This is a genomic window from Marmoricola sp. URHA0025 HA25 (assembly GCF_054059435.1).
Genome location: NZ_JBSSCD010000001.1, coordinates 3,354,729 through 3,366,843 on the forward strand (window position 1 = coordinate 3,354,729; position 12,115 = coordinate 3,366,843).

The 12,115-nt window shown below is 70.3% G+C and carries 6 protein-coding genes; all 6 read right to left on the reverse strand.

All coding sequences use genetic code 11. The features are described 5' to 3' along the window. Window positions 1-208: 208 nt before the first annotated feature. The 6 genes from ACVW00_RS16575 to ACVW00_RS16600 all read right to left on the reverse strand — a co-directional run bounded on the left by ACVW00_RS16575 (window position 209) and on the right by ACVW00_RS16600 (window position 12,027). Window positions 209-1,078: a hypothetical protein gene (locus tag ACVW00_RS16575; RefSeq protein WP_457111998.1), complete on the reverse strand. Its 870-nt coding sequence runs from the start codon at window positions 1,076-1,078 to the stop codon at window positions 209-211. Continuing rightward, entirely contained in the window at window positions 990-3,983 is a 2,994-nt protein-coding gene (locus ACVW00_RS16580) for a hypothetical protein (protein WP_457111999.1), read from the reverse strand. Before ACVW00_RS16580 ends, ACVW00_RS16575 begins: the two co-directional genes overlap by 89 nt. Further along, window positions 3,980-7,477, reverse strand: coding sequence for a hypothetical protein (locus ACVW00_RS16585; RefSeq protein WP_457112000.1), 3,498 nt, complete (start codon window positions 7,475-7,477; stop codon window positions 3,980-3,982). The genes ACVW00_RS16580 and ACVW00_RS16585 overlap by 4 nt, the downstream gene beginning before the upstream one ends. Before the next feature lie 427 nt (window positions 7,478-7,904). Continuing rightward, window positions 7,905-8,795, reverse strand: coding sequence for a sugar phosphate isomerase/epimerase family protein (locus ACVW00_RS16590; RefSeq protein ID WP_457112001.1), 891 nt, complete (start codon window positions 8,793-8,795; stop codon window positions 7,905-7,907). Between the two features lie 94 nt (window positions 8,796-8,889). Beyond that, window positions 8,890-10,263, reverse strand: a complete 1,374-nt coding sequence (locus tag ACVW00_RS16595; RefSeq protein ID WP_457112002.1) for an amidohydrolase family protein — start codon at window positions 10,261-10,263, stop codon at window positions 8,890-8,892. Further along, window positions 10,264-12,027, reverse strand: a complete 1,764-nt coding sequence (locus tag ACVW00_RS16600) for a CocE/NonD family hydrolase (protein WP_457112003.1) — start codon at window positions 12,025-12,027, stop codon at window positions 10,264-10,266. Between the last annotated feature and the right edge of the window lie 88 nt (window positions 12,028-12,115).

Genomic DNA, 12,115 nt, shown 5'->3' on the forward strand with positions numbered 1-12,115 from the left:
CACCTCAGCAAGGTGAAGTAGCTCCATCAACCCTGGGTGCAGGGTGGCGTCGGCGCACGAGATCAGGTCAAAGGTCGACAGATCTGTGCGTCCGACGCGGCGGTGAGACGCAGATGTCACCTATCCGTGCGGCAGACCCACCGCATCGCTGTCGTCATGGTGCGGCCAGGGACCGCGACCCAGCAGCGGGGTGCTCTGCGGGGCGTCCCTAGATGGGGATCACTCCTACGAACACCGGCAGCCGGGAGTTCTCCTGCTCCAGCACGCCGGCGGGGGCCGGGCTGCTCCGGGCGGGGAGGCCGTCGTACTCACGGACGACGAGGCGGTGTCTCAACCCGTCGTCCGGCACGGTGAAAGCGCCGAAGGCCACGTTGAGCGACCCGCCCACGCGCCAGACGGTGGTCCACCCGGGCACGGCCGGGTCGAGGCTGGTCAGGCCGTCGGCGGGGATGCCCGGTGCTGCCGCTTCCAGCCGCAGCTCCACGGGTCCGGCCCCAGACGAGCCGGACAGGGTGACGACCGGTCGACCGCCGGCGGCGGGGTGGAGGTCGTCGACGCGCAGGGTCCGCCCCGGGAGCAGGCCCACCAGGTCCGTCGTCACCGTGGGCGAGGTCGTGAGGGTGCGCAGGGTGTGCCGCTGGAAACGCACCAGCGTGAGCCGCACGAACGGGAGCACCGAGGCGTCGGCCAGGCCGCCGAACCCGATGTCGGCGAACCAGCGCCCGCCCACGCGGACCACGTCGAAGGGCACGACGCAGATCGGTACGCCGCTCTCGAGATCGCGCACGACCAGCGGGTCGCCCGCGGCGTGGGTCAGCGACGCAGCGGTCGGCTGCGTCGGGGCGGTCGTGGCCATCAGCGGGTCTCGGTAGGCCCGGGTGACGAGCGAGGCGTGGGCGTTGTCCGTCGCGGCGATCTCGCCGTCGGCACCCGCCTCGCGCGGCAGGGTCGCCGCATCGGGACCCGGCGAGACCACCACGCCGAGCTGCTCACCCTCCCCGGTCGTGAACCATGGCGCCGCGAGCTCGACGCGCAGGATCCCGCCCTCCCGCGTCACGACCGGCGTCGTGGTGGTCACGACGATCGGGAACCCGAGGGTTGCCGGCGTCTCGATGAGAGGGTCGATGTCGTCGGGGACGCCGTCGGCGTCGACGTCGTTCGGGTCGACCGGCTCGTCGGAGACGGCGGTCCCGAGCTCGACCCCGACGTCGGTGCGGAAGGCCGGGGTGACGGCGAGTACCACCGGAGCGTCGGGACGTACCGTGCTCGGCACGTGGACAGGTGCGAAACTCCGCCTCCTGGACGAACGCGGACTCCGGGTCGGTGGCGGCGAAGAACTCCCGGAACCGGCTGTGCGCGGCGAACCGGTAGGTGACCAGGCGATGGCGGGTGTCGCCGAAGCGGTGGATGATCGGCGGGAGCACTGCGGCGTCGATGTCGACCGGGAAGGACCCGACCGAGTGGGCGACCGGTGACGAGACCGGCGCGTCGGGCGGGGCAGCCGGGCCGGGGTCGGCCCACTCCTGCCAGGACGCGGCGACGTCGACCTGGGCCGTGCTGTCCCGGTCGATCCCCAGGCGTGGGTTCGCCTTGTCCACGAGCTCGGCGGTGAGGTCGCCGTCGTCGCGCACCGCCTCGAGCGTCCCGGTCGGCTTGCCGAGCGGTGCCCGTACGGCGTGCACGACCTCGAGTCGCAGCGCCGGGGTGACGACGGGGTGTCGCCCGGTCACCACCGCTCGCTGGGCCGAGCTGTCGACGGGGGCCCAGGCGCTGGCCGCGAACCGCTGGAAGTAGCGCGCCTCGACCGCCGACGACACCTCGAGGACGGCACGCCCGGCCGGTGGCAGCCGGACCTCACCGCGCACGGGCGACTCCCAGTTGACCCGCGGCTCGGTGATCGCGCCCGGCTCGACGCCGATCACGCGTACCTGCTTGGGTGCGTGGTCCGGCCATGCCGCGGTGTCCCAGTCGGCGAGCGACGGGCCGCTCTGAGCGAGCCGGCGCGAGACCGGGCGGGTGGTCAGCGACACGCTGTCGGCCGCCGCGTCGGGCACCCACGTGTAATGACGACCGGACTGCGGGACCTCGCTCGAGCGCGGCACCGCGCGGGCGCGACGGACCAGCCGCCAGGTCTCCGGCCCGACACCGTTGAGTCGGTCGTCCCACTCGGCGAGGGTGAACGTCGCCGCCGGCGGCAGGAGCAGCCGGCTGTCGTTGGCGGGGTACGACGCCGCGAGGTCGGCCACCGTGGCCGGCGTCGCCCCGGACGGGTCGCTGCGCACGACCAGCCGGGTCAACGAGCCGCCGGGGCCCAGGCGGTCGGTGTCGACGTGGGGGCGCCGACGCCCCTGGTCGTCGACGGCCACGTCGAGCAGCCCCGCGGGCGGAGGCATCTCGGGCGGCAGGACCGGCTCGTGCCGGGCGTAGGTGATCAGCTCGCTCGCGGCGGTGTCCCCCGCGACGTCGGCGACGCCGAGGGCGCCACCGGCCAGGTCGACGACCCGCAGCCGTAGCTGGTAGCCGTCGCCGAAGCGCAGCTCGGGCCGGGCCAACGGCTCCGTGTCGTCGATGTCGTGCTCCCAGGCGAAGCGGTAGGGCCCGTCGTGGACGACCGCGGCGCGCGCCGGCCGACCGTCGAGCGTTGGTCGCGGCAGCGAGAGACGGTGCCCCTCCCAGCGGACGACCACGCCGTCGGCGTAGACCTCGTCGCCCGTGCCCTTCACTCCGGCGGCGGCCGGCAGGTGGCCCTCCTCGAAGATCCGGCCGGGCCCGATGGTGACGTCGTTGACGGTGTAGTGCGCCGCCCGCCGCATCATCGAGTGCCAGTCCGAGCCGCTGTAGCGCACGTCGAGCCGGTAGCCCAGCACGAGGTCGTCGGCGGTGAGCACGGGAAGGGCGCTCGCGCCACCGCGAGCCCGCCTCGCGGCACCCGCGTTGCTCTCCGCCCGGGCCTGCCGGTCGGCGTACCACTCACCCCGACGTCGGTGAACCAGCTGCAGCCCGACGGTCCGCAGGGCCGGCATCACCGCTCCGCTGGGCGCGGCGGGATCCGGTGCGGCGTCGCTCCCGTCGGTGCGGCGTCGCTCCCTGACCGACGCCAGCTTCGCGTCGGCGAGACGGGCGACGGCGGCGTCGACGTCGAAGGTGTGGACGGCCCAGTCGGGCCGCACGGTGGTCTCCCCGGTGACGGGGTCAGTGACCTCGCTGGCGCGGGTCAGGTCGACCATGCCGTCGACCACCGTGCCGACGACCGTCGTCGCGCCGGCGACCTGCTCGGTGGCCGGCGCGGCGAAGAACCGGCCCTGACGCACCACGAACGCCGTCCGGGGCGAGACCACCCCAGCGAAGTCCACCGGCGGCCGGGGCCACTCGACCGCGACCTCGCCTCCGGCTCCGCACGCCGTGATCGAGGCCCGTGGCACGCGGAGGTCGACGATGAGGCCCAGCGCCCGCAGGACGACCGGGTGCTGCCGCATGAGGGCGACCACCCGGTGGAAGTCCGGGTCGGTGGCGGCCGGGACGGGCGCGGTGGTGTCGGGCTCGGGCGGCGCCGGCTGGAACTGCAGAGCGGCCAGCTGGGCATCGACCGTCGCCGGGTCGCCGACCGCTCGGACCGTCGCCCGGTAGGCGCCGTCGACGTCGTCGGCGTGCTGCCCGGTCGGGGTCACCGAGGTTCGCGGATAGGTCGTTGTGCCGGCGTACGGCGTGACCGTGATCCGGCCGAAGAACTGTTGCCACACCTCCGGCTGGGCGTCGTGGCGCACCACCGCCTCGACGGGCGGAAGGTCCTGACCGGCAGCGGTGCGCAGCCGCACCACCATCGGCGAGGGCGCCTCCGTCAGCCGCTGGGGCCAGTTCGCCAGGCCGTACGACGCGAGGGTGGCCCCGCCCCCGGAGAGCCGGGGCACCAGCAGCACCCGCAGCAGCGCACCGTCGTCGTCCAGCCGGACACCCGGCACGCTGACCAGCATCAGCTCGCTCATCGGGCACCTCCGGTGAAGCTCGCGCGGTAGGCCTGCCAGCGGGCCAGCTCCTCGTCCGTGACCGGCTCGTCGAGCGCGGCGAAGGCCGTCGGTGGGTCGTCGAGGACGCCGCCGGGCTGCTCGAGCGCCGCCTCGATCTCCGGACCGTCCGACCCGCCGCCCTGCAGCACCCATTCGCCGCTGTCGATCTCCACCTTGTCCGACCACAGCGTGAGGTCGATCTCGAGGACGAGGGTCGCGCGCCCGACCAGGCGCGGCCTGGGAGTGATGTCGTAGGCGAGCGCGATCCGCAGCTCGACCGACACCGAGACGACCGACAGGATCTCCAGGCTCCCCCCGATACGGAGGTAGCCGGTGATGCCGACGTGGTTGCCGTCCTGGTTGTACTGCACACCGCCCAGCGCGTGGACCTCCCCCGTCGCGACGACGAAGTCGACCGACAGCTGGGCTCCGAACTCGAGCGACGCTTCGATCGCTGGACCGTCGGCGTCGATGCGCACGTCGACGTACCCCCCGCCCGCGAAGGACAGCACGCTGAGCGAGAAGGGCTTGTCGCGGCTGGCGAAGCCGATCGAGACGGTGACCGGTCGCTGGTCGAACGGCACGTCGACCTCGCTGTGGAAGGACAGGTTGCTCAGCGAGAAGACGCCGCAGGACACCGGCGGGACCGGCACGGCGTACGACGCCGTGACGCCGGTCGGGGTGGCCCGGATGCCGGGCACGTTGCCGGCGAGGTCGACCGCGTCCTGCAGGGTCTCGAGCAGCTGCAGCGGCCCCAGGAAGTCGATGCTCCGGAAGTCGATGTCCAGGGTCGGCGGGTGGGTCGTGACCTGGCCGGTGGGATCCAGTGACACGCCGGGCGAGGATCCGAGACCCACACCCGGGGTGACGTCGACGCCGTACGTCGTCTGCTGGTGGAAGCGCAGCCCGCCGAAGTCCAGCCGGACCAACGGGTCGCCGTCGAAGGGGAACTGCAGCGCGAACGCTCCCACGGCGCAGTCGATGAGCGTCCCGTCGACCTGGGCGAGCACGGTCAGCGACACGTGGCTGTCGGCGCTGGGCCTGAACGCCAGCAGGTCACCCAGCGGCCCGGCCCGCCACTCCATCCGGATCCGCGGCGGGCCGCCCTCGACGACCTCGGAGACCATCGTCGGCGGCTTGAGGTCAGGGGTGAGCGCGAGCAGGTCGTGCAGCTTGAAGCCGAGCAGGGTGGCGGCGTCGCCGAGCAGGGCGGCGGGGTCGGGGTCCGCCAGCAGGCCGGCGACCTGCACGGGGCCGTGGTCGCGGGAGATCCCGTCGGCGACGAGCTGAAGTGCCGCCAAACCACCCGAGCGGTTCGAGGCATGGGTGAAGTCGACCTCCACGTCGCCGTCTATGTCGAAGAGGACCTGCGCCGCGTCACCGTGCTCGAGGTAGTCGGCGGAGAACGACACCCAGGCCGAGGAGTCCTCGGCGCTGAGGCCGGTCAGGGCCTGCACCTCGGGGAGGTCGACGTGCATCGCCCACCGTCCCCGTGATCCCTCCGAGGCGGCCCGACCCAGGCTGGGGGTGAAGAGGGCGTCGCCGATCCCCAGCCCGCCGACCAGGTTGAGGGTGCGTACGACGTGGACGTCCGACGGCTTGGGCGCCGCGGCTCCCACCACGTCGAGGCGCACCCAGCCGACGTCGATCTGGGAGCCACCGGCCGGCAGGACCCCCTGGAGCTCCGAGCCGGCCCAGGCCAGATCGAGCGCGGCGGGCAGATCGGGGTCGTCCAGCGAGTGGTAGGCCGGCAGCCCGAACTCCGGCGCGTCCGGCACGGAGTAGTCGTAGACCAGCATCATCGGCATGCGCACGTCGACGACCTGCTCGCCGCGACTCAGCCGCACCGGGAACTGCAGCCGACCGCCGGCCGCGGACGTCGGCCAGGCCGTGATGGTCTCGGAGTGCTGGAGAGCGGTGATCTCGCGGACCTGCCGGTCCAGGTCGGCGATCCGGTCCTGTTCGTCCAGCCAGGTCTGCGCCGCGCTCGAGATCGCGGGGTCGAGGTCGTAGTAGACGGCGTCCCACACGTCGCGCGGCTGACCCAACGACCCGGCCAGGTTGTCGACCAAGGAGGCGACGACCGCGTCGGCTGCGCGCGCCCGGGCGCGGATCCGCTCGCCGGTCTCGAACGGGACGCTGTGCGCCCGAGCCTCGTCCCAGAAGGCGCTGGCCTGCTGGTTCAGCTCGGCGATCTGGGCCGAGACCGAGGGATCGGGACCGTCGGGCCCCTCGAAGCCGCCTTGGAGATGGCTGATCTGGTCGTCGATCGCGGCGGCGCGGTCCGCGGCGGCGGCGTATGCCGCGTCCTCGTCCGCCAGCCAGCCGAGATCGCCGGCGGCCGCGCTCTGCTCGGCCCATGCCGCGTAGAGCTGGTCGACCCGCCCGTCCCCACGGCGGCGCAGGTCCTCGTAGTCACGGACCTGCCAGTCGACATAGGGACCCCAGACCGCCCGTTGGGCCGCGGCGTCGTCAGTCAGCGCGCGGGACTCGTCGACCAGGGCCTGGGTGTCGGGGGTGACCCGGGTGTGCACGTAGCTCGGCTCGGGCGTCCCGAGTCCCTCGAAGAGGGGCCTGGTCACCTCGACCCGGTCGAAGGGGAAGGTGCGGCTCATCGCCGAGCCGTCGCCGGTCGCGTGGACGGGGTCGCCGATCCGGAGCGTCACCGTGCGCCGCAGTGCCGCCGGGCCCCCGGGCAGAACGCCGCTGACGTCGGGGTCGCGCTCGGTCAGCGTGGTCAGCACGGCGTGGAAGCCGAAGGGATACAGCAGCACCCGCTCGTCCAAGCGGACGTACTGGTCACGGCCGCCGGTCACCCGGTGCGACCAGGAGATGCCGTCCCACTCACCGTCCGCGGTCAGGTTGCCGCCGCGGGTCGTCACCTCCAGACGCGTCGCGCGGATGGGTACTGCGTCGGTGGCCTGCGCTGCGACCTTGGCGCGCTGGTCGGCGCTCAGGGACGGGTCGGGTACGCCGTCCGCCGTGCCGGCAAGCTGGGGGTCGAGGGCACGGAGCGCCAGCGGTCCCGAGCCCCGGGACGACAGCCGCGCCAGCCACACGCCGGCCACGGCCGCGCTCGTCAACGGCGTCGCCGGGTGCTGGCTCACCGCTGCCAACGGCCCCAGCGCGAGCCGGGACGGCAGCTCGATCGAGGTGTCGAGAGGACCGCTCCCCCCGGCTCGGAGGGTCGTGCAAGCGCCCAGCACACCCTCGCCCGTCAGCGTCACGACCGTGCCCGGGGCGACGGCGTACGCCAGCCGACTGGTGCCGGCCAGCTCGCCGACCAGGACATCGGCATTGCGAGGGACGGCCGGGACCGTCTGCTCCTGGACGTGCTGCGGTGGCAGGACCAGCACGATGCAAGCCTCGGCGGAGGACGAGGTCGCAGTGCCACCCACGATGTCGAAGTCGTGGAGGTGGATCCCGAGCACCGCAAGGTCCGCGGCCCGTTCCAGCAAGAAGTCTGCGTCCATCTGAACCCCCTGGGGGAGTGCGCCGCTCCGACCGAACGGGGAGAATCTCGATGATGCCGCTCGCCGGTCATGGTCCACAAGGAAGAACTTCCCGGCTCGGTCGGGAACTGCTTGCAGTAGTCCGCAGCTGCTGCGCGCCGCGTCCTGGGCCGCAGCTTCCCGGGGGGCACGACGGGGCGCGGGCCGGAAATGCGCGCGTGGTTTCGACAAGCTCGCAACGCTATGACCAGCGGTTCAGCCCAGAGCCGGACAGGAGTCGACCGTGCGACATCCTCATTACAAGATCGATCCGAGCCCTCGGACGACGGCCAGGACACCCTGTCCTGAGCGTGAATCGGGGTGGTTGGTGATGGCTCGTCAGGGCCGTTTTCGCACGAGCGGGGGCACGTCAGGGGCACGGTCCGCGAGATCCCGTGCGATCGCACGGTCAGGGATTGGTGGCAAGGAGCGCAGCTGCCTGCCAAGTAGCCACCATGCGTTCGAGGCCCCGGCTGGCAACCTCTTTCGCTGGGAGCTTCCAGAGCGAGTCGGGTAGATCGGTACCCCAGCGGCCATCATCGGAGAAGACCTCCAGGTCGTACCAACCAACGAAGCCGCCGCGACTCAATGCCGCGACCAAGGCTGGAAGGTCGATGATTCCGTCGCCAGGAAGCAGCCGATCGGCGAGAGACCGGGGCGGCTCTCTCCAGTCGTTGACCTGCACACCGAAGATCCTTCTTGCTTCGGATTCCGTGCGCGCAACGATCTCGTCTTCGTCCCAGTGGTGGTACACGTCGTAGCAGATTCCGACATGAGGGCTGTCGATCTCATCGACGAGGTCGAGCGCAGCGTCGAGGCTCCGCACGAACGAGCCGTCGAAGCCGGTGTCTCCACGGCACGGCTCCAACGCCAGCCGCGTTCCCATGTCCGCGGCCACCGCGGCAGCTTCGCGCAGGCCATTGACGACGATGGCTCTCGCTTCAGCAGCGACGTAACCGTCCTCGGATCCCGTGATGACGACGATGCAGTCCGGATTGAACGCGCCCAACCGTCGGATGCTGGCTTTCATGAGTTGGAGACGTATGTGGGGATCATCAGGCCCGGAGTAGGCGAGCGCGGGGCGTACCGGAAGAACGCCGATGCTTGTCGGGATGCACACGGTCGCGCTCAGTCCGCTGTCCCGGAAGGCGGCGATCTGTTCGGTCTCCTGTCCGCGGCGCAGCTTGTCCTCGATCAAGCCAATCCCTCCGGCGCCGACGGATACATACAGCGCGAGGTCCTCCTCGAACGTCGTGTTCGGTGTCGTGAACTCGCAGATTGAAAGCTTTGGTTCTCGCATGTGCCCTTCCTCTTGCGCTTCATCGCGCCTGTGAGTGACCTGCGACCTCGTGGCCGGGCGTCAGAGTCGGCCGCGACCAGCGGCCTCGAGCTCGTCAGAGCGGTGGCTGCACGTCCTCCGAGCATTCGAGGGCAAACACGCGATCTCGCATCGCCTCGAGCTCCGCTGTCACCGCCGCCCGGTTCACGCCGAGCAGCTCTCCATCGCGCTTGACGATCCTGCCGCCCACCAGCACCGTGTCGACGTCGGCACCGTGCGCATTGCCGACCAGCGTCTTGACGACGTCGGTCAAGGGCGAAAGGTTGAGGCGATCGGAGCGCAGCAGAACCACATCTGCGGCCTTGCCTGGGGTGAGCGATCCGACCTCGTCCTCCAGCCAGCATGCGTGCGCGGCGTCCGAGGTGATCGCGGCCAGCGCTTGCCCGGTGCTATAGCGCAACTGCGAGAACTCGTCGACCACCCTGCCCGACACGTTTCTCTGCCGAGTGGCGCTCATCCGCTGGGACAACAACCCGGTCCGGGCTTCGTCGAACTGGTCGCCGCTTGCCGCACAGACGGCGTCCGCGCCGAACCCGGGCCGAAGTCCGGCGTCGAGCATGCGAGCGATCGGTGGCTCACCGAACCCGAGTGCAATCTCGCACATCGGGCTGACCGCGACCCGCCCCCCGGCCTCGGCGATCATCGCGAACTCGTCGTCGTCGGTCGCGCAGCAATGGACGAACTGCATGTCGCTGTCGAGCTCACCGCCGGCATGTAGAGCGGCGATGCCGCGCTTCGAGGGTTGGCCGGCGAGCACATCGATGTGCATGCTGATAGGGACGTCGAGGCGTCGTGCCATCGCGATGTCGGCCCGGGTGATCTCAAGGGACGATGTCTCTGGACCCTGGATTGCCAGGGCCAAGGTGATTCGGTCGTGGTCCGCGAGTGGGCCTTCCCTGAACTCGCGCGCCATGTCCCAGGAGTCACCGTTCTCGACGACCCCGTCGAACTCAGCGAGCTTCCGTTGCATCGACCCACCGAGCGCGAACACCGCTCGATGGGGAAGCTCGAGGTGTGCCTTCAGGGCACTCCTTGCATGCTCGGGGGTATTGATCACGTGACACCAGTCGAAGACAGTCGTGATGCCGTTGTCCAATGCCTCCAGGATCCCGACCTTGTTGCACACGTACAGGTCTTCGGCGGAGTAGTGACGGGCCAGCTTGGGCCAGAGCCCGGAGACCATGTCGGCGAAGACGGAGTCCATCCCCCATGCGCGGACGCCGGTGTACCAGAGATGACGGTGCGCATCCACGAGCCCGGGAATGACGACCATGCCCTCGGCATCGATCCGTTCACAGTCGGCCTCGAGGGAAGGGCCGACGGCGAGGATGCGGCCCGACTCGATCAGCAGGTCTCCTCTTCGGAGGTCGCCGATCCTGGGGTCCATCGTGATGATGGTCCCGCCCTTGATGAGAAGCCGGTCGGTCATCTAGCGCGCCGTGGGGATCACGGGGAGCAGCAGGTGTGACGCGCGCGCTCCGCCCGTGTACACCGCGACGTGTCCGTCGTAGATTTCGGCCGGCCGATCCTCCGGCACGGCGTGGTTCCAGAGTCCCGAGCCGTGCATGTCGATCCCGATGTGCGACGGCGAACTGCCGAGTCCGTGGTCGAAGTCGCGACCGAGGACGCTCAGCGCTAGACGATAGCCGGGTTCGACGACGCAGCTGGCGGTCCAGATCTCGACGTCGAGAGGGTAGACCTCGCCGGGCACCATGGGCTCGCGCTCCTGGTGTGGGTGGTAGGGCATCCAGGGTTCGCTCTTCTCGTGGTCGAGCTTGCGGTGGGAGGCACGGAGCCAACCCAGTGAGATGGGCGCCTTGGGCTCGTTGGCGCCGTGCCACGTCACCTCGTTACCTGCTGGGTCGAAGAGTCGCAGAGCGAGGAAGACGTCGGTGTCCTCCGTGGAATTCGAAAGCCACAACCGGCAGGCCATCGGACCGGTGATCTCGGTCGGCTCGTCGAACGGCGGGGTGAAGTAGGTGACCCCGTCGCCGAACGCGCGGTACTCCTGTGCCGCCTCGATCTCCGGGGCCTCCCAGGTCAGCGAGTCACCGCTGTTGTCCAGATAGAGCTGCGTCCACTCGGTTCGTGCGAGGGGAAACTCCTGCTCGTCACGTGGGACGAACTTCTCCCCGGCGTACCTCACCTGGAGCTGGACCGGTGCTGCCGTCTCCTTCCAGTCACCCTGGCCCTTCAGGTACTGGTCGAAGAACCGGCGCTGAAGGCTGACACCCCAGTCGGTGTAGAAGAGGGTCCAGTGCTCGAGGCCGTGCATCTCGAGGTACTTCTCGGTTGACGCCGCGTGGATGAATCCGCGCACGTTGCCGCGGTTGTGCAACCCCTGGCCGCCCCAGTTGCCGCAGGAGAGGACAGGTACTCGGACCTGCGAGAGATCTGCTGTCCGCTCGGCGAACCACTCGTCGTCGAACCGGTGCTCGCGCAGCTCGCGACCCATCTCGGCACGGTTCGCAGCCAATTCTTCATCCGTCAGGTCGATGTCGCCGGACACCCACATCCCCGTCGTACGGTCCTTCTTGCCACGGCTTCCGAGGCCGAACTGCACCTCCTTGCACTGAAGCGGGAACCAGCGCTCCAGGAAGTCTGAGTAGATCCCGCCGTGGTATGCGGCGTCTCGGTACCACGAGTTGGCGCCCTCCCATGGGCAGATCGCGGCCAGGTGCGGAGGATTCAGTGCAGCGACACGCCACTGGGTGATGGCGTAGTACGAGATGCCGAGAAGCCCGATCTTGCCGTTGCACCAAGGCTGGGCTGCGGCCCACTCGATGGCGTCGTGGTAGTCGCGCATCTCGCGAGCGCTGAAGCAGTCCATGAAGCCCTCGGAACGCCCGGCGCCGCGAGAGTCGACGCGGACGATGGCGTAATCGTGGGGAACCCACTTCTCGGGATCGGCGATTTCCCAGGCCTGGTACTTGTTGGTCGAGCCTCGAGGAACGTCGGGATACTTCTCGCACATCGCGTCCCACAGCACGGTGTAGGGCGCATCCTGGAAGCGGAGATTCTTGCCGTAGGGCCCCATGCTCATGATGGCCGGCACGCGGTGGTCCGGCCCACTCGCCGGTGGACGATAGACGTCTGCCCGCAGAGTCACCCCGTCATCCATGACGATCGGCGCGTCCCACTCGATCCGCATTCCGTCGGCGTCTTCGACCTTGAGGGTTCCATTCACGGTCATGTGATTCGCTCTCCTCCGAACGATCGGTCACGGGCCATGCATCGGCCGGATCTCTGCGCTTGTCCTGGGGACCAGCTGGCGGCTCTAC

Bases quoted from the DNA above. Each gene is read 5' to 3' on its own strand.
- ACVW00_RS16580 (WP_457111999.1), bottom strand. From the start codon at position 3,983: ATGAGCGAGCTGATGCTGGTCAGCGTGCCGGGTGTCCGGCTGGACGAC.
- ACVW00_RS16585 (WP_457112000.1), bottom strand. From the start codon at position 7,477: ATGGACGCAGACTTCTTGCTGGAACGGGCCGCGGACCTTGCGGTGCTC.
- ACVW00_RS16590 (WP_457112001.1), bottom strand. From the start codon at position 8,795: ATGCGAGAACCAAAGCTTTCAATCTGCGAGTTCACGACACCGAACACG.
- ACVW00_RS16595 (WP_457112002.1), bottom strand. From the start codon at position 10,263: ATGACCGACCGGCTTCTCATCAAGGGCGGGACCATCATCACGATGGAC.
- ACVW00_RS16600 (WP_457112003.1), bottom strand. From the start codon at position 12,027: ATGACCGTGAATGGAACCCTCAAGGTCGAAGACGCCGACGGAATGCGG.